This window comes from Marinobacter sediminicola, from assembly GCF_031157525.1.
In the GTDB taxonomy this organism is placed as follows: Bacteria; Pseudomonadota; Gammaproteobacteria; order Pseudomonadales; family Oleiphilaceae; genus Marinobacter; species Marinobacter sediminicola.
This window is the reverse complement of record NZ_JAVIXR010000008.1, coordinates 154,375-177,258: the sequence shown is the minus strand read 5'-3', so window position 1 is coordinate 177,258 and position 22,884 is coordinate 154,375. Positions and strand designations below refer to the sequence as shown.

The following is a 22,884-nucleotide window of genomic DNA, read 5'->3' as shown; positions in this document are numbered from 1 at the left end:
CCTGGGAGCGCGGGCTTTCTCTTACCGGTTAACCTTAATCGCTCGAATAAATCAGAACGAGAAGGATTCTTCCGGCATATCCAGCAGAGTATCAGCCCCTGCCAGCATGGTTACTGCGTGAGTCTTGGTACGCGGCAGCATGCGGGTGAAGTAGAAGCGTGCAGTCTGCAGTTTGGCCTTATAGAAGGCCTCTTCGCTTGTGCCGGCATCCAGCTTATCCTGCGCAAGCTTGGCCATGCGCGCCCACAGATATGCAAAGACTGCATAACCGGAGTACATCAGATAATCAACAGAGGCAGCACCCACTTCTTCACGATTCTTCATGGCGGTCATGCCCACTTTCATGGTCAGATCGCCCCACTCTTTGTTCAGCGCCGCAAGCGGCTCTACGAACTGCTTCAGCTGCTCGTTGTCGGCATTTTCCTTGCAGAAGGTGTGAACTTGCTTGGTGAAGCCTTTCAGCGACTCGCCCTGAGTCATCAGAACCTTACGACCCAGCAGATCCAGCGCCTGGATACCGGTAGTACCCTCGTAGATCATACCAATACGAGCATCACGTACGTTCTGCTCCATACCCCACTCGGAGATGTAGCCGTGACCACCAAACACCTGCATACCCAGGTTGGCCGCTTCATAACCGATCTCGGTCAGGAACGCCTTAGCGATCGGAGTCAGGAAGCCCAGCGCTTCGTCTGCTTCTTTGCGCTCTTCGTCTGTTTTACCACGTCCAACGAGATCCGCCTTCTGTGCAGTCAGATAGATCAGTGCACGGGCGCCTTCTGCAACGGCTTTCTGTGTCAGCAGCATGCGTCGCACATCCGGGTGCACAATAATCGGGTCGGCATAGCCTTCCGGATTTTTTGGACCACTCAGTGAGCGCATGGCCAGACGATCTTTGGCGTATGCCAGCGATCCCTGGAAGCCCATTTCTGCAGCACCCAGGCCCTGAATAGCAGTACCGATACGGGCCACGTTCATGAAGGTGAACATGCAGTTCAGACCGCGGTTCTCAGGCCCGATCAGCCAGCCTTTGGCGCCATCGAAGTTCATCACACAGGTAGCATTGCCGTGGATACCCATTTTGTGCTCAATAGAGCCACAGGAAACGGCGTTACGCTCACCAGCAGATCCGTCTGCAGCAGGCAGGCACTTGGGTACGATAAACAAGGAGATGCCCTTGGTACCTTCAGGTGCGCCCGGCAGACGAGCCAGAACGATGTGAATGATATTGTCGGTCATGTCGTGTTCACCGGCCGAGATGAAAATCTTGGTGCCGGTAATGCTGTAAGAGCCGTCTGCATTAGGCTCTGCCTTGGTACGCAGGGTGCCCAGATCCGAGCCGCAGTGGGCTTCGGTCAGACACATGGTACCTGTCCACTCACCACTAATCATTTTGGTAAGATAAGTTTGCTTCTGCTCTTCAGTACCATGCGCTTCCACAGTGTTGATGGCGCCGTGGCTCAGGCCAGGGTACATACCCCAGGACCAGTTGGCGGTGCCATTCAGCTCGCTCATCACAATACCCAGCGAGTCTGGCAGGCCTTGACCACCGTAGTTGGGATCAGCTGCCAGTGACGGCCAGCCACCTTCAACATACTGGTCGTAAGCTTCTTTAAAGCCAGCCGGTGTTTTAACGCCGTCTTCGCTCCATGTGCAGCCTTCTCTGTCGCCTACCGGATTCAGCGGTGACAGTACCTGCTCAGCAAACTTTGCACCTTCCTGGATGATGGCATCAACCATATCCGGAGTTGCGTCTTCAGCGCCTTCCAGATTGGCGTAGTGGGCCTCGCTGTCGAGCAGCTCGTTCATTACGAATTTGATATCACGCAGGGGCGCTTTGTACTCAGGCATTTAAACCACCTCGGTTTTCGGTCTTGGCTGAAAAAGTAATAACAGCTCGCGGCCTTGGGTTTGCTCAGACACTGCAACAGGGTGCGCTGCAGCATTAATTAAACACTTGTTTGAAACATACGTTTAGAGGCACAGAATTGTCAATAGCCGGGCGAATAATTTGTGTAGATTTTGGTCACCAGCGCACTCTTCAGCGGCTCAACCCAAACCTGAAAACCCAGCGGGCACCAGCGGTTAGCCAGCACTCAAATCGATTCAGGCATTTATGGATTTGTAACGGGAGAGGCTCAAGTAAATAGCAGGCTAACAGATGATAAATTCAGACTGAAATGGGTAGAAACCCATCCCCTGAGGAGGCCGACTCTGGCCCAAATGCTGCAATATTCTGATAGGAATTCCTGGCCTGCTGCGCAGATCTGGGCAATGGCTGATCAGCGCCACTCTGAGAGCGCTCACCCTGCTCGGCACCAGATGATGCTGCGTCACCTTCACTCGCAGCCGCCGGCTTATCTGCATTGGAGTCAGAGGATTTCTGCTCCAGGGCTAGCTCGGACTGGGCCTGCAGCATAACCTGCATGGCTTGAGCGGCCACAGCGCGATCCTGACCGGAAGGTTCTGCCGGCGCCATGGCCGCTGAGCGCACCACCCGCATTTTTTCGATGGTTGCCTGAGGATCGCCGTTGACGGGTGACATATCAATCGACACTTCGCCACCCACCGCGTATTGGGCACCATCGGGCCCTCGCTGATAGGAAAGTGATATCGCACCCGCATACTGGCCACCCACTGCCTGATGCGCAGCTTCATGGGCACGCACTTCGCGATCCCGGGCTTTGAGCTCGGTAAGTTCCTTCAGCTCCGCCTCATCCAGACCGCCGACTTTTTTATCCGTGGCATCCGCTTCTACAGACTTGCGGTTTGCGCCCGCAGCCTCATTTTCATCTGCAGCACGAACGGCTTGGCTGCCCGTTTCTGCCGGCACTTCACCATTCGCACTGCCAGTGTTGCGCGATTCACGGACGGCCGGGGCCAGAGGATTATTGGTCGGGCTCGATAGAGGGCCAGACGATTCAGTGGCCGGAGGACTGCCAGCGCCACTCTTGGGAGAGTAGGTTGATAAAGGGGGGAGTGGAGAAAGTGGGCTCACCGAATCAGCGCTCAGACCATTATGTCGAGCAACGTACCAAGGGTTTCATCGGCAACTTTTACCACCTGTGCCGACGCCTCTACGCTACGCTCATAGAGTTTCAGGTCGATGATCGGCTCAATCAGGCTGCTTCCGGTTTCGGCGCTACCTTGAGGGCCATCCGCACCCGCACGGGCAATTTTGCGGGCGGCATTTTCCATGCCGTACATGCCGTCCTGAATACCTTGCATGCCAATTGCGAGTGTATTATTGATCATAACTGCAGTTTCCGGTGACCATTAATTGACACTATTAGGGCATATTGTTGATCAATTTTCAAACAATGAATTAGTATTGAGGTAGGCGCTCAAGGTTTTGGGATCGACATCCTCGAACCAGGGCATGACCCCAAGGCAAGGGGTTGGGAGCTGCCCCTTCAAATAGTCCAGGGTTTCCTGCTCACAACTCATTGCTGCAGATTCGGTGCGGTTAGCTACCCACCCTGCCAACACCAAGCCATCGTTAAGAATTGCTTCTGCCGTTAACAAGGCATGATTAATACACCCCAGCTTAAGCGAAACCACCAGAATTACCGGCACCCCCAGTTCACGAGGCACGGCAGAGTATACTTCCCGATCGTTCAGCGGCACTCGCCATCCACCCGCACCTTCAATAAGCAAAAGATCCGCGGGCCGCATCTGCATGCCACGACAAAAGCCAATCAACCGTGCAGCGGTTACAGCTCGCCCGGCTTGCACAGCTGCGACATGGGGCGCAATGGCCGGTTCCAGAGCGATAGGGTTTACAAGATCGTAAGCGAGAGATTCCGTGGCCGCACGCTGGAGCATCAGCGCATCGTCATTTCGCAACCCCTCAAGCGTGTTATCACAGCCCGAGGCAATGGGCTTCATACCCAGGGTGCGCTTGCCGGTCGCTTTCGCGGCTTCCAGAATTGCTGCAGACACCATGGTCTTGCCAACGCCGGTATCTGTACCTGTCACAAAAAATGTTTTTTTAGCCATAAAAGCCAGTCAACCTACCCTTTAATCAATCAGTGTTTTGCTATCGGAATCAGGGCATGACCAGTAGACCCAGGCCGCCTCATAACTTGCGATAACACCGCCTTCTGGAGCTGTGGGGTAATGCTGGCACATGGCGCGAAATCGGCTTGGCGCTGTAGCCGTTTGCCGCCTGCCGGCATGTTTGTAGCCCGCACCCAACTGCTTCAGCTCCGCGGCGAGAGTGAGGGGAGAAGCATAGGGTAATAGCAAAGTACGCGTTTCAACATGCGCCCCAGGCAACTCATCCAGCACTGCGCGTTTGAACGCCGCTTCCGTCTCAAACCGGTTGATATGACTCTGTCCGGGGTCCGCTTTCTGCCAGGCTTGATCCAGCTCCCTCAAGGTCCCCTCCAGAAGCGTTGAGATCATCAATTTACCGCCGGGCCTGAGCACCCGCCGACACTCCTGCAGAACTTTTGCTGGTGTCGCACACCACTGGATCATGAGATTGCTGAAAATCAGATCACAGCTTTGGTCAGGCAACGGAATAGCCTCGGCATCTGCAACTATCCACGCAGTGTTAGGGGCGCTGTGTGCAATCGCGTGCTCTACCATGCCGGGCGAAAGATCCATGCCTGTCACACTCCCCGGGGGCATGAGATTGGCCAACATGCGGGTAAACCAACCGGTGCCGCAGCCAAGATCCAGAACACGGGCGCAATCTGGATCAGCTTGGCCTTCCAGCCGCTCGAGCATCTCGTTGCCCATAAGCCGTTGCAACCGGGACGCACTCTCATAGGTGGCTCGAGCCTTGCCGAACTCCCGAGCTATATCCCTCTTACTTGCCGGACAGGAAGCATTCACCGCAAGAGAGCTCATGACGCCATACCAGTGGAAGACCCAAGAAACCGCTCAATTACCGCTATGCACTCATCTGCAAACACACCGCCCGGCCAGTGAGCCATGCCGGGAATGCTGATTTCAATGGAAGATGGCTGAGTTTCCAAAGCGCCAACCCAGGTCGCCACCACCTGGTCGCAGGCACCAGTTATATGAAGAACAGGAACATTCACTTGGGACCACAACAGACGCTGATCGCTTCGCTCCAACCAGCGAAGACTCTTAACCAGATTTGGTGACGATACGGGGGCGCCCTGACCAAGCCAGGGTTTAAGCCGCTGGCGCTCCGCCAAAGCGCTTGCTGAGCCATTTATCATCAGCAGCAGAAAATGCATCCAATAGCGTTCAGTTTCACGACTCAAGCCTCGGCTGAACACCCCAAACTCTTCTTCAGACATGCCGTTAAGCCAGCGTTCATCAGCAATAAACTTGGGAAAACCCGCAAGTGTGATCGCAGCAGAAACTGCCTTCGCGTTCCGACTCGCGGCCGCCATAACAACCTGCGCACCGAGAGACCACCCCATCCAGACAGAGGGCCCAGGATACCGCTGTAAAAGCACGTCGGCCACATCCGCCACAGAATCGCAGCGTGTTACAAGATCATCATCCAGCGACACCACCTCAACCCTGCCCGGCCAGGACCGGTACAGATCTTCCAGCATCTCTGCACGCACGCCCCAGCCCCCAACGACAACAAGGCGCCCGCCCTCTCGCGGAAAACTCATACCGCAACACCCTCGCCAGCCAACAGGTGCCGACAATCCGCCAGCGCCTGCATCAAGCTGTCCAGATCCTCATGGGAATGAGCCGCGCTAAAGGTAACCCGCAACCTCGCCTCACCGGCTGGCACCGTTGGCGGACGAATGGCGGTCACCAGCAACCCCCGTTCTTCAAGCGCCCGGCTCAGCGCCAGAGCAGCCCAGTTATCACCCACCATAATGGGCTGAATAGGCGTGCGAGAGGACATAAGCGAATAGCCCAAAGCTTTGGCTTCACATCGGAACCGGTCAATCAGACCCTGCAAATGAATTCGCCGCTTATCATCCTGTTCTATTAAATCAATACTGTTACAAGTAGCGAGCGCAAGCGCCGGAGGCATGGCCGTGGTGTAAATATAGGTACGAGCCTTCTGCACCAAATAGTCCATCAACACCCCAGGCCCCGCCACAAACGCCCCACTGGTACCGGCGGCCTTGCCCAAAGTGCCAATAAGAACCGGCACATTTTCCTCAGACAAACCAAACTCCGCCACACTCCCCTGCCCGCGCGGTCCAAGCACACCAAAACCGTGAGCATCATCCACCACCAGCAACGCACCGTGCTCGCGACACACCGCCGCCAGTTCCCGCAGCGGCGCCACATCGCCATCCATACTGAACACACCGTCTGTTACCACCAGCTTGTGGCCCGACGTCTCAGCCAGCATGGCCGCAAGCGACCCTACATCCCCATGGCCATACCGACGCACCTTCGCCCGGCTCAGAATACAGCCATCAATAATGGAGGCATGATTCAGACGATCCGAAAAAACCGTATCCCCACGCCCCACCAACGCAGAAATCACACCCAGATTGGCCATATAACCGGTAGAGAAAAACAACGCGGAACTTCGCCCGGTAAACGCCGCAAGACGCTCTTCCAAAAAGTGATGCGCCTCATGGTGCCCACAAACCAGATGCGAAGCCGCACCGCCCAGCCCTGTTTTGGGCAAGGCATCTCTGAGGGCTTCAAGATTGGAAGGATGATTAGCAAGGCCAAGGTAGTCGTTGCTGCAAAACGAAAGTAACCGCTTACCATCAGCAGTTAAAACCGGCTGCTGAGGGCCGGAAATATGCCGGCGCGTTCTATATAGCCCAGCCTGTTTTCGTTGTTCCAGTTCAGCGGTGAAGTCACGCACAAATAAGCATCCAGAAAAATGACCAACGTAAATATTTATTGGCCTGGAAATGATTGAGCGGTAGGCAACTGAGGACTATGAGCGGCGGGTGGGGGCTTCTTCTCGGGATTGTAGAGGGCCAAGGACGGCCCGAAACAAGCGCACATGGATGTGCTCGTAGCGTATCCCGAGAAGAAGCCCCCACCCGCCGCCTACTCGGTGTTTGTTTAAGCAATTTCCCGAGTAGCGTCATAAAACAAATGCCGATTAGCCTCATACTCCAAAGCGTCGACAATCGCCTCCTCATCCTGCTCCTCAGAAGCACACTGTTCCCGCTTCTCAGGCCGAATACCCAACCGGCGGAACAACGCCATATCCGCATCCGCCTCCGGATTCGAAGTCGTCAACAACTTCTCGCCATAAAAAATCGAATTCGCTCCAGCCAGAAAACACAGCGCCTGCATCTGCTCATTCATCGTCTCCCGACCCGCTGACAAACGCACATGAGACGCCGGCATCATGATACGAGCAACCGCAAGCACACGAATAAACTCAAACGGATCCAGATCTTCCACATTCTCCATGGGAGTTCCCTTCACCTTCACCAGCATATTCACCGGCACACTTTCAGGGTGCTGCGGAAGGTTGGCCAGTTGAACCAGCATGCCCACCCGATCATCCTCATCTTCCCCCATACCCATAATGCCGCCACAGCACACCTTCATACCGGCATTACGCACGTTTTCCAACGTATCCAGGCGATCCTGATAGGTACGAGTAGTAATAATATGGCTGTAGTACTTCTCGGATGTATCCAGGTTATGGTTGTAGTAATCCAGACCGGCCTCAGCCAGCTCTGCCGCCTGCTCAGGCTTCAACATGCCCAGCGTCATGCAGGTCTCGAGGCCCAGCGACTTCACCTCCCGCACCATATCCAGAACATACGGCATATCCTTCGCCGTTGGGCTACGCCATGCAGCGCCCATGCAAAAGCGTGATGCGCCTTTTTCCCGCGCAGCCCTGGCCTCTGCAACCACCTTCTCAAGCTCCAGCAGCTTTTCCTTTTCCAGCCCGGTGTTGTAGTGACCGCTCTGAGGGCAGTACTTGCAATCCTCCGGGCATGCGCCTGTCTTGATAGAAAGCAGAGTGCTTACCTGCACCTCATTGGGATCAAAGTTCTGCCGGTGAACCGACTGAGCACGGAACAACAAGTCATTAAACGGAAGCTCGAAAAGTGAGCGTGCTTCCTGAAGCGTCCAATCGTGACGTAATGCGGTGGCAGTCATGCAGAAGTCCTGTTAACCTTTTTCGGTCTCTGGGTTTACGGATGAATCAGATGATAAAGGGACTGAGCTGGCTGTCAACCTTAAATTCCAAACTGGTTAACAGCGAGAAAAGCAAAGGCGACTGTGTCGGCTGCCTTTCTTCTAATGCCAACAATGGTTTATGCGAATTTTGCCAGGCCGATCTTCCGGTTAACCGGTGGCACTGTCGCTGCTGTGCCCTACCAATGTCGCACGTCGCCAATGAGCTGGCTTGCGGCCACTGCCTGATATCACCGCCGCCCTTCGATCGCTCATTTATACCCTGGCGCTACCAGTATCCGGTCGACGGCATGATCAGCCGATACAAATACAACCGGCAGCATAAGTTTGCCCGACCTCTGATTGCAGGCCTTACGGCCCACCTCGAATCGACATTCCGGGATCAAACCCATGAAAAACCGCAGGTGCTCATTCCCTCACCCATGATTTATGCGCGCCGTCGTGAGCGCGGGTTCAATCAGGCCCGGGATATAGCCGAACGGCTGGGGGATGCTCTGGATATTCCGGTTGATGCAGGGATTGTCCGCAGGGTTCGAAAAGTGCAGGCTCAGCGCGGTCTGAGCAGAGAAGCCAGACTGCAAAATTTACGCGGCGTATTTGAGGTGTGTGCGAAGGTACCAGAACGGATTGCCATTGTGGATGACGTGGTGACGACCGGAGCAACCGTAAGAATACTCGCGTCTGCTCTGCAGGACGCAGGCGCAAAAGAGATTCAGGTTTGGGCTCTGGCCAGAACGCCGGGGTAAAATTTCCTCGCTGTTACGCCAGTTTGTCCCTCACCAAACCCGCAATGGCCAAACAGGATGTCAGGCCAGGCGACTCGATACCAAACAGGTTTACCAGCCCTGGAACACCATGCTCCTGCGGGCCATCAATCCGGAAATCAAAAAAGCCGCCCCCCGCATCTTTCAGCTTTGGCCGGATCCCCGCATACGCTGGCTGAAGACGCGCTGATTCAAGGCCGGGCCACCACTTCCGGATACCCGACACAAAGGAATGAACCCGTTCAGGATCAACCCCGTAATCCTCCCTCTCTATCCATTCCACATCCGGGCCAAAGCGCGCCTGACCGGCAAGATCGAGGGTGAGATGAACACCCAGCCCACCCGGTTCCGGAACCGGATAAATCAGGTTTTTGAATGGGTGACGACCGCCGTAACTAAAATAGACTCCCCGGGCGAACCATTGCGAGGGCTTCTGCACATCGGGAAGCCCTACCCAGTTCCGGGTCAATGGCACCGCACCCAAGCCAGCGGCATTTACAAGATTGCGCGCCCTGACCCTTAATGGCTCAGCACCGCCAACCCATAAAACATGCGTTCCGCCCCCTGACTCTATGCGCTCAACCGGCGAACGTAGCACCAGCGAGCCACCCGCATCTTCCAACTCACCCAACAGTGCAAGCATCAGGCCGTGGGTGTCAACTATGCCGGTTTCCGGCGACCAGAGCCCGGCACTGACGCAAACTTCAGGCAACCGCCGAGCAACGGTGGGACCGTCAAACAACTCCAAAGGAACACAGTTGGCTAACGCCTGAGCTTGAATATTTTCAAGCCCGGTATTTTGCGCCTCACTGGTAGCAACAATCCACTTGCCGCATTTTTGATACCCGACTTTATGGCTCTCGCAGTATTGGTACAACTGACGCCGACCTTCAACACAAAGCCGGGCTTTGAGGGAGTTGTCCGGGTAGTAGATTCCTGCGTGAATGACTTCACTATTACGAGACGAGATACCTTCACCAAAATGATCTCCCGCCTCCAGCACAATCACCTCGTGCCCGACTTGCGCCATAGCTCTGCCCACCGCGAGGCCAACCACTCCAGCCCCGACAACCAGGGTATCCACTTCCAGAAGATCGCTTTCCACCGACTGCCCCTGCTGCCTGTAAATTAACCTGTCCCGAAAATGGGAACCGAGACCGTTTACGTTAACCCAATCTTTGCCATGCCGGAACCCATAGGAACATCCCGCACTCGCATTACGGGAGCGCTTCCAAGCAGGTATACTTGGGCCCAACATTTACCAGCATGGCCTCGCCTTATGATGAACGTTTCAGCCCATCCATACGATGCCTTGACCCCGGATGCCATTCTGGATGCGATGGAGGATGCCGGTTTCGCAGTCAGCGGTCGTCTATTTGCCTTGAACAGCTATGAAAACCGGGTGTATCAGGTGGGACTGGATGAAGGCGCTCCGGTGATCGCCAAGTTCTATCGCCCAGGCCGCTGGACCGAGGAGCAGGTGCGGGAAGAGCACGAGTTTACCCGTGAACTGCTGGCCGCCGATATTCCCGTTGTGGCACCACTGGTGATGCCTTCCGGTGACACACTCGGAAAGCACGGTGATTTCATGTTTGCCGCGTTTAACCAGCGGGGCGGGCAGGCGCCAGACACCAGTGTTACCGACACCCTGTACAGGCTGGGACAGTGGCTGGGGCAGATTCACAACATCGGGGCTCTCAAGCCCTTTCGTCATCGCGTGGCCTTATCGCCCATGGATGGCATTGAGACAAGCAACCAACTCTTACTGGAAGGAGACTGGATCCCGAAGGACCTCAGGCCCGCCTGGGATAGCCTGATTCCAGACCTGCTGACATACTGCCGCGCCCGAATTGAAGATGCCGGTGAGGTTGAAACTATTCGCCTGCACGGCGATTGCCATGCCGGAAACATATTGTGCAGGGACGAGCAGATGCTGTTTGTGGACCTGGACGACTGTCGCGCTGGGCCCGCCATGCAGGATATGTGGCTGCTTCTTAACGGCGATGATCACGAGCGCGGTGCCCAACTGGGCGAATTACTGGAAGGCTATGAAACCTTCCGCGATTTCAATCGGCGAGAACGACACCTTGTTGAGCCTTTGCGGTGCTATCGCCAGATCAGCCACTGCGCCTGGCTTGCGAAACGCTGGAACGACCCCGCATTTCCACGCTTTTTCCCCTGGTTTGGCCAGCCCAGATTCTGGTCAGATCAGATCTTGTCCTTGAGAGAACAGTTGGGAGCACTGCAGGCGCCCTCCATTACACTCCCCGGTCAGTACTGACCACTCACTCACATTCAAAACGAGGTAGGCATGAGCCAGAACGAGGCCAACTACAGTATCCGCAGTCTTTTAGTGACCGCCCTGATCGCAATTGTCGGCACCGTATTGGTGCTGGAACTAAGCGGAAAAATCACGCATTCGGACAACAAGGATCATGTACCACTGGGGGAATTCCAGGCGATTCATATAAAGCCGGGCGAAACGTTCCGCATGTCCCCGAAGTCCTCGGAGCTCCACGCAGTTTGCGAGAATGGCTACATGGCTATCGCAGCTGACACTGACCCGACTTTCCGCGGCATCCTTGTGGATTACAAGAAGCGCGGCGTGCGCTGCTCTTCGCCAGCCCCGGAGGTGGGCAATGAGTAAGTCCGACCGACCAACACAATCCCTCACGGATCGCCTCTTCGCAACAGAGCGGCAACCGGAGGATTTTCGTTTTGATGCTGCAGTAGCCCGCGTTTTCCCGGATATGATCCGGCGATCGGTACCTGGCTACACCACCATCATCCCGATGATAGAAGTCATTACCGAACAGTACGCACAAGCCGGCTCCAACTGCTACGACCTGGGCTGCTCCCTTGGCGCTTCAACACTGGCTATGCGTCACGGCATACCTTTTGGCGACTGCGCTCTGGTGGGCATTGATAATTCCGCTGCCATGATCGAGCGCTGCGAGCACTATATCGCGCTCGACGATCACTCACTCCCCGTGAGCCTTCGCTGCGAAAACATTCAGAATACTGAACTGTCAGACGCCTCTGTTACGACTCTAAATTTCACGCTGCAATTTGTCCCTCCCGAAGAGCGCAGCGCCCTTTTAAGCCGTATCGCGAAAGCCACACGCCCCGGCGGAGTGCTGATTCTCTCGGAAAAAATTCGTTTTGAATCAGAAGAAGAACAAGACACTCAAACCCGCCTGCACCACGAGTTCAAGCGCGCCAACGGCTATTCCGATCTGGAAATAAGCCAGAAACGCAGTGCGATTGAACAGGTTCTGATTCCGGAAACACTGAGCGCCCACACGCAGCGCCTGAAGGAGTCGGGCTTTGATCGCGTAATGATCTGGTACCAGTGCTTTAACTTCGTATCCATGCTGGCCATCAAGGCCGACTGAACAAACCCGCAGGACAAACAGATCATGGCGCATTTTGACTGGCGCAGCTATTTCGGGCAGCTGCTTGCAGAGCTGAAAAGTAGTGGCGAAAGCAATTGGGCAGAGATTATCCAGGCTCAGCTGACCCAACGTTTTGACGACACCCCCCACGGCGATCTCGGGCGCTGGCAGTCGGCGATGGACAACCTTCCTGATGTCTCCGGTGCAGCCGTCGAACTTAACTCCTCTGCGATTACCATCGAGTCCCCCGTGAGCCTGAATCCAAGCCAACAACAAGCGCTGGAGAGCGGCCTGCGGGGCCTTATGCCCTGGCGCAAAGGGCCGTTCGACTTCTTCGGCACTCATATCGACACCGAATGGCGCTCTGACTGGAAGTGGGACAGGGTTTCACCCTATATTTCAGACCTTTCCGGGCGGCGCATTCTCGATGTTGGCTGTGGCTCAGGCTATCACTGCTGGCGCATGCTGGGTGAAGGTGCAAAGCGTGTGATCGGTATCGATCCAGGGCTTCTATTCATGTTCCAGTTCCTCAGCGTGAAACGCTACGTGGGCGAAGCCCCCATCGATCTTCTACCTATACGTATGGAAGACCTGCCGGAAGGGCTTGAAAGCTTTGACACCACCTTCTCCATGGGCGTTCTCTACCATCGCCGCTCGCCGCTCGACCATCTTCTGGAGCTTAAAGGTACGCTGAGACAGGGTGGTGAACTGGTGTTGGAAACTCTGGTTGTGGATGGCCCTGAAGGCTATAGCCTGATGCCCGAAGACCGCTATGGGCAGATGCGTAACGTGTGGTTTTTACCAAGCTGCGACACCTTGCTTCGGTGGCTCGACCGCACCGGCTTTCGTAACGCCCGGGTTGTAGATGTGTCTGAGACCACCACCGATGAACAAAGAAGCACAGACTGGATGCGCTTCAACTCGCTCCAGGATTTTCTCGATCCGGACGACCCCACAAGAACCATTGAAGGTTATCCCGGCCCCAAGCGCGCCACCATCGTTGCCGAAAAACCCTGATAAAAAAACCGCCGTACCATTAGAGGTAGGGCGGCTTTTTCAACCTTTTACCACTTACTCATCAAACGGGTGGCGCAAGGTAATGGTTTCAACCCGATCAGGGCCAGTAGAGATGATGTCGATAGGCGCATCAATTTGCTCTTCCAGGAACTTGATATAAGCTCTGGCGTTTTCCGGCAACTGCTCGAGCTTGGTTAGCCCGAAGGTGCTTTCGCTCCAACCCGGCAATTCAACGTAAATTGGCTCAATATCTTTGTAGCTGTCACAACCGATGGGCGGGCGAGTCATTTCACCTGCAGGCGTTTTATAACCTACGCAAACCTTAACCGTTTCCAATCCATCAAGTACGTCCAGCTTGGTCAAACAAATACCAGACACGCTGTTAATTTCAATGGCGTGGTGTACCGCAACCGCATCAAACCAACCGCATCGACGGGAGCGGCCTGTTGTCGTACCCACCTCATTGCCTTTGATGGCCAGGTGCTCACCTGTCTGATCAAAAAGCTCTGTAGGGAAGGGACCTGCGCCAACACGTGTAGTGTAGGCCTTGGTAATACCCAAAACATAGTCCAGATACAGTGGGCCAAAACCGGAACCCGTGGCTGTGCCGCCCGCTGTGGTGTTGGAAGATGTGACGAACGGATAAGTGCCCAGATCGATGTCCAGCAAGGAGCCTTGGGCGCCTTCGAACATGATGTCTTGGCCACGCTTGCGATAGCCGTGAAGCAAGTCCGTTACGTCTGCCGCCATGGGCAGAATTTCCTTGCCCATCTCCAACAGTTCTTTCAGAGCCGCATCGATGTCTTCGGCTTCTTCCTTGAAATACTCTGTCAGAACAAAGTTGTGATAGGTCATGAGTTCCCGCAGCTTCTCTTCGAAGTCTGCCGGGCTGTGCAGGTCCCCAAGCCGAACACCGCGACGAGACACCTTGTCTTCGTACGCAGGCCCGATACCACGGCCTGTGGTGCCGATCTTGTCATTACCTTTGGCTCGCTCACGGGCCTGGTCGATACGCACGTGAGTGCGCAGAATAATCGGGCACGCAAGGCTGATACGCAGTCGGTCACGAACGTCTACGCCAGATGCTTCCAGCCCGCGGACTTCTTTCAGCAAAGCTTCCGGCGATACCACAACACCGTTACCAATAAGGCACTGAACGTTCTGCCGGAGAATGCCGGAAGGAATCAGGTGTAAAGCCGTTTTTTTGCCGTCGATAACCAGAGTGTGGCCCGCGTTATGGCCTCCCTGAAAACGAACCACCGCTGCAACTTTTTCAGTCAACAGGTCGACGATCTTACCCTTGCCTTCATCACCCCACTGGGTGCCCAGCACAACAACGTTTTTACCCATGATTCTCTCTCAATGCGCACACGATAGAGCGTGCGTCTCGCAAATTTGGCAAATGTACCTTCATGTGTTCGTAGCAGCCTGCTGAGATCAACCCAGCCCCTGTACGACCCAACGATCACCCTGTTTTACCAGCTTCCGGTCACATCCCCGGGTAGAGGGATCTGCCTTTATGTCTTCCGGAAGTGCCCGGATGACAATGTCTGTCCTTCTCAGTTCCGAAATCGCCTGCTCCAACTCTGAGTCTTCTTCAGCAGGCGCCCACACAGCTTTGCGGGGATTGACAGGGCGTGAGCCCAACGACACCAATGCCCGTATATCCAGGCTGAACCCGGTGGCGGGGCGAGCCCGGCCAAAATCGCTGCCAATGGCATCGTATCGGCCACCCTTGCCAATCGAGTCACCATGGCCAGGCACATAGGCTGCAAACACCAGGCCTGTGTGATAGTTGTAACCACGCAACTCGCAGAAATCGAACCCGAAACTGACTTCGGGGAAGTCCCTTTCAAGCATCGTGGCAACCCGGCCAAGCTGGTCCAGTGCCGCGCTAAGGTTGTCGGAGGCACCACTCAGGATTCTGCGCGCTTCAGTCAATGCTTCCGCACCACCGCTAACCCGCGCTAGCTCGCGGAGGCGAGCGCCCGCAGAGCCCTTGGGGCAATCGCCCAGAAGTCTGTCCAGCTCAGGTACTGATTTGCGCCCCATGGCGTCGAAGATAGCAGCACTTGTATCGCGATCAAACTCGGCTTCACCGATCAGGCTTTCGTAGATGGCCACATGAGCCAGATCCAGATGCACACGAGACAGGCCGGCAACACGCAGAGCCTCGAGCATCAAACTGATGATTTCCAGATCTGCAGATTCAGAAGCACTGCCAAACATCTCACAGCCAGCCTGAATAGGCGTGCGGCTGGCAAGCATGTGTTTGGGGCGGGTATGCAGAACATGGCCGGCATAACACAGACGTGTAATGCCTTCCTGCCCCAGTGTGTGGGCGTCGATGCGCGCAGCCTGAGGTGTCATATCGGCCCGAACACCCATCATGCGCCCCGTCAGCTGATCGGTCAGCTTGAAGGTTTGCAGCTCCAGATCGTGTCCGGTTCCGGTAAACAGGGATTCGAGGTATTCAATGAGCGGTGGGATTACCAGTTGGTAGCCCCAACGCTGGCAGGTATCCATTACATCCCGGCGCAGGGATTCTATCTGTCCGGCCAGTGGCGGCAAGATATCCTCCACCCCGTCCGGCAGTAACCAGCGATCAGATACTGTCATGAGATTCCGTTGTCCATCCCGCACACCCCTGTATTTAATACAGAATAAGCGCGCAGGTTTTTAGGGTGACATTCAGGGCAGAAAAACCCGAACCAAAACCTGAGGGATTTTACACTGTTGGCAGACACAAAAAAACCGGAATACCTTGGCATTCCGGTTTTTCGGTCAATCGAGCAGGTTTTAGCTCCCGCCCTTCGAATCCTTCAGGAATTTCATGAAGTCGCTTTTGGCATCGATAACCATCAGGTCGTCTTTACCGGAGAAGGTATTCCGGTATGCCTGAAGACTACGATAGAAGCTGTAAAACTCCGGGTTAGAGCCATAGGCCTCTGCGTAGATGCGCGCAGCTTCACCGTCCCCTTCACCACGGGTTTCTTCAGCCGATGCAAATGCTTCTGCCAGTGTAACTGTTTTCTGACGATCGGCATCCGCGCGAATACCTTCAGCCAACTCGCGCCCACGTGACCGGAATTCCTGAGCCAGCTTCTCACGCTCTGTCGCCATCCGGCGATATACGTTTTCGCTTACCTGCCCCGGGAACTCGATTGCCTTGACGCGTATATCTTTTACATCAATCCCGAATTCCTTCACAGAGGTTTCGTTAACCTGATCGCGCAGATTATGCATAAGCTCGTCACGTTGACCGGAGACCACCTCATGCATAGTGCGAACACCGAACTCATTACGCAAACCGTTGTCTACACGGGACTGCAGTAGAGATTGGGCACGGAACTCATCCCCGCCGGTTGCACGATAAAACTGATCCACATCGCGGATTTTCCAAGCAATGTAAGAGGTAACATCGAGCGGCTTCTTTTCAACCGTCAGATACTGCCTTGAAGGCAGATCCATGGTCAGCACGCGGATATCAAACTCCCGAACCTGATCGATAACCGGTACCTTGAAGTGAATACCCGCTTTGATGTCGGTCTCGACCAACTCACCAAACCTCAGCATAACTCCGCGGTGGGTTTCCGGAATGATAAAAACACTCGACAGTACCAGCAGGACAACGATAAGAGCGCCTGCAAGACCCACTACACTTTTAGGTCCCATAATTATCTGCTCCTCCGCGTATTAGTATCCTGCCTGGTTCGCAGTTCTTGAATCACCTGGTCAGTTACCGCTTGAATATCTGCCTGGCCGCCGGCTCCAGAGGTTTGGCTACCACTTCTTGACGACGCCCCCTGGGTCAGACGATCCAGCGGTAAATACATCATATTGCCGCTGCTTTCGGTATCCACAAGAATCTTGCTGCTGTTGGAAAGAACAGTTTCCATCGTCTGCAGGTACATACGCTCACGAGTGACTCCAGGTGCCATCTGATACACCGCCAACAACTCGAGATAACGCGCAGTTTCACCACGAGCGCGCTCGATGACTTCCTGCTTGTAGGCACTCGCCTCTTCAATCATGCGCTGAGCCTGACCACGAGCCTCTGGAACAACCTTGTTCCGGTAGGTTTCCGCCTCTTCCTTCACACGCTGCTCGTCTTCACGGGCACGTTGAACTTCACGGAAGGCGTCCTGCACTGCAGCGGGTGGTTGCGTGCTTTCAACGTTCACCCGAACAATCCCAAGCCCGGCGCCGTATTCCTGCAAAAAGCCCTGAAGCCGTTGTTCAACACGAACGGCCAACTCGGCACGCCCTTCGGTCAGCACGTCATCGAGAGTTGAACTGCCCACCTCGTGACGCAGCGCACTGTCGGTTGCAAATGCCAACGCCTGGTTGGAATCCCGAACGTTCAACACGTAATCCCGAGCATCGTTCACACGATACTGCACCTGCAGATCAACCGTTACCAGGTTCTCGTCCTGAGTCAGCATCTGGCCGCTGGACTGGGCCGTTCTGACGTTGGTCACGCGTACTTTGGTCACATCATCAATCAACGGCACTTTGAACCTCAGGCCCGGGCTTTCCGTTTTGGCATATTCCCCAAACCGTAAAACAACCGCGCGCTCCTGCTCGTTTACCGTGTAGAACGACTGAAAAATGACATAGCCCACAACAAGAATAGCTGCCAGGGCGAGAACGGCACCAAAGCTGCCTGCTCCACCTGAACCACCGCTGCCTCTGTCGCCACCGGACTTTTTGCCCTTGCCTCCCAGCATTTTGTTCAGCTTATCGAGGCCCTTCTTCAGCGCCTCGTCGAGGTCTGGTGGACCCTGATCATTACCGCGACGACCACCAGTTCCCCAGGGATCTTTATCGTTGCGGTTTCCACCCGGTTCATTCCAGGCCATAGTGCTCTCCAAGTTCCTAAGATATCGAATGGCTGCAAATACTAGGGATTTATCTTCGTCCCGGCAATAGCTTGCATGGTTTCAGGCTTGCCCTTCATCCAGGCGTACCATTTCTTCGCTCATCCCGGCGCGGCTCAGAAGCTGCATCCAGTCCCGGTATTGCAGTCGAACTTCAAGTACTGTATCGCCGGTTTCACGGTGGTCTTCACTCAGTACCGATCCGGCCTCATGCAGCAGCGCCCTGAGCTTGCCATCGGCAGGCCCGAGCAAAACGAAGTGGTGGACAACATCTTCAGCCAAGCGTTCAACAATAGCATCGTAAAGACCTTCCAGGCCCTCACCCGTAACCGCCGACACCCAGGCGCGCACAGGCACGCCGTCCTCATTGCGTTCAACCCTTGGCACAAAATTATCCAACAGATCGATTTTATTAAACACCTGCAAAACCGGTATTTCATCGGCACCAATTTCCGCCAGCACCCCTTCTACCTGCTCAATATTTTCATCACGCCGGCTGTCGTGGCTATCAACAACGTGCAGCAAAATAGTTGCTTCGGTGGTTTCTTCCAGCGTCGCACGGAATGCTTCAACCAGCTTGTGGGGCAAATGCCGGATAAAGCCTACAGTATCCGCCATTACGACCGGCCCGATATCGGGAAGTTCCAAACGCCGTATGGTGGGATCGAGGGTCGCGAACAATTTATCCGCGGCGTAAACGGTAGACGTGGTAATCCGATTAAATAGCGTGGACTTGCCGGCGTTGGTATAGCCAACCAGCGACACTGTTGGGATATCAGCGCGTTTACGGGCACGCCGTCCCTGATTACGCTGTTTGCGAACTTTTTCAAGCCGCTTGTAGATAGACTTCATTCGTTCGCGCAATAGTCTGCGGTCGGTTTCGAGCTGGGTTTCACCCGGGCCACGAAGACCAATTCCACCACCCTGACGTTCAAGGTGAGTCCATCCCCGGATCAGTCGCGTCGACATGTGATCGAGCTGCGCCAACTCTACCTGCAACTTACCTTCATGAGTGCGAGCGCGCTGGGCAAAAATATCAAGAATTACGCCAGTGCGGTCCAATACACGACACTTCAGCTCTCGCTCAATATTTCGCTCTTGGCTGGGACTAAGTGCATGGTTGAACAGAACAATGTCGGCCTCATGCAGCGTTACTGCATCCCGAATCTCTTCGAGCTTGCCTTCTCCCACAAAAAGCCTGGGACTGGGCTGCTTTCGGGTACCGGTCACAATCCCAACCGCTTCGACTCCAGCGGAACTAACCAGCTCCCGGAACTCTTCCGGATCTTCAGTGCCGTCGTGGGAAGAAAATTCGATGTGGACGAGTATCGCTCGCTCACCTACATCCGGGCGATCAAACAATGGGCATCAACTCCGCTAGAATCGGTTTGTTGGAATTATAAAAACAAACACCCGCGGCCATCAGAGCCAAGAGGCCCCTCAGGAACGCGGGTGGTAACACCAAGACCCTGAACAAATCAGTCTTCAGACTCATCCTCTCCCGCCGGGTTCTGCTGGGGAAGGCGAACGTTCCGAGCAGGTACAACGGTTGAGATTGCGTGCTTGTAGACCATTTGGCTGACAGTGTTTTTCAGCAAAATAACAAATTGGTCAAAAGACTCTATCTGCCCTTGCAGTTTGATACCGTTAACCAAGAAGATAGAAACCGGAATGCGTTCCTTGCGTAAGGCGTTGAGGTAAGGGTCTTGTAACGAGTGCCCTTTTGACATGTGTGTTCTCCTGTTTTTTAGTAAATGCAGATAGTAATTATTGAGTGTTAAATGTGGTGTGGTGTCGCACCGTTTTCAAGGCTGCTTCAACGATAAATCCGTCTTCGCTGTTCAACCAATTCAAATCAGACCACTTTCGAAGCCATGTAAGCTGCCGTTTTGCCAACTGCCGGGTGGCCGCAACGCCTTTGCTTACAAATACGTCATAATCATCGGTACCGCTCAGATAACTCAGTGCCTGGCGATATCCGACACAGCGCATGGAAGGAAGTTCCGGGTGTAAATCGCCTCTGGCCATCAAGCCCCGAACTTCATTCAGAAACCCCATCTCCAGCATCTTGAGGAAGCGCTGCTGTATCCTGTCGTGAAGCACGACCCTCTCAGGGGGCGCTATGGCAAGCTGCGTAACAGTATACGGAAGCGATGAAGTTTCGTCTGCCTGCCATTGAGTATAGTAGGTGTAATCCTCAATGCCTTCCCGACTTGCATCTTGCGTCGGCTGCTGGCTGGCATCCGCCTCCCAGAGAGCCGAAATCGGCCTGCCAGTGAGACGTATAACCTCCAGTGCGCGCAAAAGACGCTGCCGGTTGTTCGGGTGAATCAATTTCGCCGCTACCGGGTCGCGGGCCTCCAACTCTGCATGCAACGCAGACCACCCAAGCCGCTCCGCCTCGGCCTCAAGGGTTTTGCGGAGCTCCGGGCTGGCAGAAGGCAACCCTGACATACCATGCAATAACGCCTTGAAATACATCATGGTACCGCCCACCAGAAGGGGTATACGGCCTGCGCGGGAAATTCGATCCATTTCAAACAGCGCATCCCTGCGGAAATCGGCAGCAGAATAGGTGTCGGCAGGATCACAGATATCAATCAGTCGATGGGGGGCCCGGGCCAATTCATCCGCTGAGGGTTTGGCTGTGCCTATATCCATCCCCCGGTAGATCATCGCGGAATCGACGCTGATAATGTCGCAAGGCAGTTGATCACAAAGCGCCATGGCCAGGTCGGTTTTACCCGACGCAGTCGGCCCCATCAGAAAGATAGCTGGTGGTTTTGAGGCTTGAGGCGTACTGGATGTATCCATCAATGAAAATCTAGCGCCCCCGCAGAAACAGCTTGTCCAATTCCCCAAGCGTAACCAGTGTCCATGTGGGGCGCCCGTGGTTACATTGGCCGCTGCGCTCTGTCGCTTCCATATCCCGCAGCAGGGAGTTCATTTCCGGAACGGTTAGCTGCCGATTGGCTCGCACCGACCCGTGACAGGCCATGGTACCAAGCAGTTCATGGGTAACCGCTTCAACGCGATCACTCTGGCCATGCTCGATCAAATCAGACAACACATCCCTTACGAGCTGTTCTGTATCAGCGCCTCGCAGAAGCGCCGGCACCTGCCTGATGGCCAGGGTTTCTGGCCCGATACGCTCAATCTGCAAGCCTAACTGCTGCAAATTATCACCATGGGTTTCGGCCAAGGCGGCTTCTTTCTGGCTGACCGCAAGCGATAAGGGCACCAACAGCGGCTGGCTCTTGAGATCCTGTTCAGCCAGCGCTCGCTTCATTCGTTCGTAAGTAATGCGTTCATGGGCGGCGTGCATGTCCACGACGATCATTCCGGCGCTGCTCTGGGCCAGAACGTAAATGCCGTGCAATTGGGCAATGGCATACCCCAGAGGTGGTTCTTCGTTGCTGCCCTCACCGCTTGACTGATCCAGCGGCGCAGCCGCCGTGGCGCCAAACGACACCGACTCTTGCGGACCACTGACACCACCGCCACCGAGGGAATTGTAGAAGGCCATCTGGTCACTGGCTCGCCACTCCTGTTGAGGCGCTGACTGCCCGCCAAACCCGGATGCTGGCGCATGTTCGCCTGCTGACGGAATGGTAGGCTGCCCATTCCAGGGTTGTTGCGACCCATACCCGGAACCAGCACCGGCCACCTCGCCTTGCCCGGCCGTTTCACGACCGAACGACTGCGCCACAGCGCCGCGAAAGTGGTCATCCGGCCGCACGTCGGCCAAGGCTTTATGCAGAGTTCGGAAGATAAAATCGTGCACCAGTCGACCATCACGGAAGCGCACTTCGTGCTTGGTCGGGTGCACGTTTACATCAACAGTAGCGGGGTCGACTTCAAGGTAAAGAACAAAAGCAGGATGGCGGTTGTTGTAAAGCACATCCCGGTATGCCTGACGCACAGCATGGGCGACAAGGCGATCACGGATTACACGGCCATTAACAAAGAAATACTGCAAATCAGCCTGGCTGCGGGAAAACGTAGGTAATGCGACCCAGCCCCAAAGGCGTAAACCAGTGGCCTCAGCATCAATCACTACCGCACTATCAATAAACTTTTGCCCGCATAGGGCGGCAATGCGACGCTCTTTGTCGAGCACGGAATCCGCTGGCCGGAGGTTGTGCACAACCCGCTGGTTATGGCGCAAGGTAAAACCTGCATCAAACCGGCTGAGGGCCTGGCGGCGCACGCACTCTTCCACGTGATTGAATTCGGTTTTTTCGGTACGCAGAAATTTACGCCGTGCCGGTGTGTTGAAAAACAAATCCCGCACTTCAACGGTGGTGCCGACAGGGTGCGCAGCCGGAGAGATTCGGGCGTCCATTTCCCGGCCCTCTACCTCCACTTTGGACGCTGCCTCACACCCCTCGGTTTTCGACGTCAGGGCGAGCCGCGACACGGAGCTGATACTGGCCAGGGCTTCGCCACGAAACCCGAGAGATGCCACGGATTCCAGATCATCAAGACTGGCAATTTTGCTGGTAGCATGGCGGCTTAGCGCTAAAGGCAAGTCGTTTTCGGCAATACCGCAGCCGTTATCACGAACCCGGATCAGTTTTACACCGCCCTGCTCTACCTCAACCTCGACGCGGTCTCCGCCAGCGTCGAGTGCGTTTTCAACCAGTTCTTTGACAACAGATGCGGGGCGCTCAACCACCTCACCGGCAGCAATCTGGTTTGCCAGCCGCGGCGAGAGTAATCGGATGGAGGGCATGTTTCGGGGCTACC

The 22,884-nt window shown here is 55.2% G+C and carries 22 protein-coding genes; 5 read left to right on the top strand and 17 right to left on the bottom strand.

Translation table 11 applies throughout. The features are described 5' to 3' along the window. Window positions 1-51: 51 nt before the first annotated feature. From RG807_RS12705 to bioB, 8 genes are all read right to left on the bottom strand, one after another. Window positions 52-1,851 (bottom strand): acyl-CoA dehydrogenase C-terminal domain-containing protein, encoded by a 1,800-nt coding sequence (locus RG807_RS12705; RefSeq protein ID WP_309045211.1) that lies wholly within the window; start codon window positions 1,849-1,851, stop codon window positions 52-54. Window positions 1,852-2,170: 319 nt separating this feature from the next. Continuing rightward, complete coding sequence (locus tag RG807_RS12700) at window positions 2,171-2,998, bottom strand: putative metalloprotease CJM1_0395 family protein (protein WP_309045210.1); 828 nt, start codon at window positions 2,996-2,998, stop codon at window positions 2,171-2,173. An 11-nt stretch (window positions 2,999-3,009) separates the two neighbouring features. Then, window positions 3,010-3,255, bottom strand: coding sequence for a flagellar biosynthesis protein FlgE (locus RG807_RS12695; protein WP_309045209.1), 246 nt, complete (start codon window positions 3,253-3,255; stop codon window positions 3,010-3,012). A gap of 51 nt (window positions 3,256-3,306) precedes the next feature. Beyond that, window positions 3,307-3,999, bottom strand: a complete 693-nt coding sequence (gene bioD, locus RG807_RS12690) for a dethiobiotin synthase (protein ID WP_309045208.1) — start codon at window positions 3,997-3,999, stop codon at window positions 3,307-3,309. A gap of 21 nt (window positions 4,000-4,020) precedes the next feature. Further along, window positions 4,021-4,857, bottom strand: a complete 837-nt coding sequence (bioC, locus tag RG807_RS12685) for a malonyl-ACP O-methyltransferase BioC (protein ID WP_309045207.1) — start codon at window positions 4,855-4,857, stop codon at window positions 4,021-4,023. Beyond that, window positions 4,854-5,603 (bottom strand): alpha/beta fold hydrolase, encoded by a 750-nt coding sequence (locus RG807_RS12680; RefSeq protein ID WP_309045206.1) that lies wholly within the window; start codon window positions 5,601-5,603, stop codon window positions 4,854-4,856. Before RG807_RS12680 ends, bioC begins: the two co-directional genes overlap by 4 nt. Then, the gene (gene bioF, locus RG807_RS12675; protein WP_309045205.1) at window positions 5,600-6,775 is read right to left on the bottom strand and encodes an 8-amino-7-oxononanoate synthase; all 1,176 of its coding nucleotides are present in this window, start codon (window positions 6,773-6,775) and stop codon (window positions 5,600-5,602) included. The genes RG807_RS12680 and bioF overlap by 4 nt, the downstream gene beginning before the upstream one ends. A gap of 206 nt (window positions 6,776-6,981) precedes the next feature. Beyond that, on the bottom strand, window positions 6,982-8,040 hold the full coding sequence (gene bioB, locus RG807_RS12670; protein WP_309045204.1) for a biotin synthase BioB: 1,059 nt from the start codon (window positions 8,038-8,040) through the stop codon (window positions 6,982-6,984). A gap of 224 nt (window positions 8,041-8,264) precedes the next feature. Between bioB and RG807_RS12665 the strand changes: the two genes are divergently transcribed. Continuing rightward, window positions 8,265-8,825 carry a ComF family protein gene (locus tag RG807_RS12665; RefSeq protein WP_309045203.1) on the top strand — a complete coding sequence of 187 codons (561 nt, stop codon included), beginning with the start codon at window positions 8,265-8,267 and terminating at the stop codon, window positions 8,823-8,825. Window positions 8,826-8,838: 13 nt separating this feature from the next. Here RG807_RS12665 and RG807_RS12660 read toward each other — a convergent pair whose 3' ends face one another. Beyond that, entirely contained in the window at window positions 8,839-10,101 is a 1,263-nt protein-coding gene (locus RG807_RS12660) for an NAD(P)/FAD-dependent oxidoreductase (RefSeq protein WP_353962128.1), read from the bottom strand. Window positions 10,102-10,122: 21 nt separating this feature from the next. Here RG807_RS12660 and RG807_RS12655 point away from each other — a divergent pair, with 21 nt between their 5' ends. Genes RG807_RS12655 through cmoB form a run of 4 tightly spaced genes read left to right on the top strand, consistent with a single transcriptional unit; the run spans window position 10,123 to window position 13,255 of the window. Then, the gene (locus tag RG807_RS12655) at window positions 10,123-11,124 is read left to right on the top strand and encodes a serine/threonine protein kinase (protein ID WP_309045201.1); all 1,002 of its coding nucleotides are present in this window, start codon (window positions 10,123-10,125) and stop codon (window positions 11,122-11,124) included. A 30-nt stretch (window positions 11,125-11,154) separates the two neighbouring features. After that, entirely contained in the window at window positions 11,155-11,490 is a 336-nt protein-coding gene (locus RG807_RS12650) for a PA3694 family proteiin (RefSeq protein ID WP_309045200.1), read from the top strand. After that, a complete protein-coding gene (gene cmoA, locus RG807_RS12645; protein ID WP_309045199.1) occupies window positions 11,483-12,238 on the top strand; it encodes a carboxy-S-adenosyl-L-methionine synthase CmoA in 756 nt (251 codons plus the stop codon). The genes RG807_RS12650 and cmoA overlap by 8 nt, the downstream gene beginning before the upstream one ends. A 24-nt stretch (window positions 12,239-12,262) precedes the next feature. Then, the gene (cmoB, locus tag RG807_RS12640) at window positions 12,263-13,255 is read left to right on the top strand and encodes a tRNA 5-methoxyuridine(34)/uridine 5-oxyacetic acid(34) synthase CmoB (RefSeq protein ID WP_309045198.1); all 993 of its coding nucleotides are present in this window, start codon (window positions 12,263-12,265) and stop codon (window positions 13,253-13,255) included. 54 nt (window positions 13,256-13,309) lie between these two features. Here the strand turns inward: cmoB and RG807_RS12635 are convergent, their stop codons facing one another. The 8 genes from RG807_RS12635 to mutL all read right to left on the bottom strand — a co-directional run bounded on the left by RG807_RS12635 (window position 13,310) and on the right by mutL (window position 22,870). Further along, window positions 13,310-14,605 (bottom strand): adenylosuccinate synthase, encoded by a 1,296-nt coding sequence (locus RG807_RS12635; protein ID WP_309045197.1) that lies wholly within the window; start codon window positions 14,603-14,605, stop codon window positions 13,310-13,312. A gap of 87 nt (window positions 14,606-14,692) precedes the next feature. Then, window positions 14,693-15,874, bottom strand: coding sequence for an ATP phosphoribosyltransferase regulatory subunit (locus tag RG807_RS12630; RefSeq protein ID WP_309045196.1), 1,182 nt, complete (start codon window positions 15,872-15,874; stop codon window positions 14,693-14,695). A gap of 180 nt (window positions 15,875-16,054) precedes the next feature. Continuing rightward, a complete protein-coding gene (gene hflC, locus RG807_RS12625) occupies window positions 16,055-16,930 on the bottom strand; it encodes a protease modulator HflC (protein WP_298448360.1) in 876 nt (291 codons plus the stop codon). 2 nt (window positions 16,931-16,932) lie between these two features. Then, window positions 16,933-18,117 (bottom strand): FtsH protease activity modulator HflK, encoded by a 1,185-nt coding sequence (hflK, locus tag RG807_RS12620; protein WP_309045195.1) that lies wholly within the window; start codon window positions 18,115-18,117, stop codon window positions 16,933-16,935. A gap of 81 nt (window positions 18,118-18,198) precedes the next feature. After that, the gene (gene hflX, locus RG807_RS12615) at window positions 18,199-19,497 is read right to left on the bottom strand and encodes a ribosome rescue GTPase HflX (protein WP_309045194.1); all 1,299 of its coding nucleotides are present in this window, start codon (window positions 19,495-19,497) and stop codon (window positions 18,199-18,201) included. A gap of 116 nt (window positions 19,498-19,613) precedes the next feature. Further along, the gene (gene hfq / locus RG807_RS12610) at window positions 19,614-19,865 is read right to left on the bottom strand and encodes an RNA chaperone Hfq (protein WP_309045193.1); all 252 of its coding nucleotides are present in this window, start codon (window positions 19,863-19,865) and stop codon (window positions 19,614-19,616) included. A 37-nt stretch (window positions 19,866-19,902) separates the two neighbouring features. After that, the gene (gene miaA, locus RG807_RS12605) at window positions 19,903-20,949 is read right to left on the bottom strand and encodes a tRNA (adenosine(37)-N6)-dimethylallyltransferase MiaA (protein WP_309045192.1); all 1,047 of its coding nucleotides are present in this window, start codon (window positions 20,947-20,949) and stop codon (window positions 19,903-19,905) included. Between the two features lie 10 nt (window positions 20,950-20,959). Continuing rightward, window positions 20,960-22,870, bottom strand: a complete 1,911-nt coding sequence (gene mutL / locus RG807_RS12600; RefSeq protein ID WP_309045191.1) for a DNA mismatch repair endonuclease MutL — start codon at window positions 22,868-22,870, stop codon at window positions 20,960-20,962. Between the last annotated feature and the right edge of the window lie 14 nt (window positions 22,871-22,884).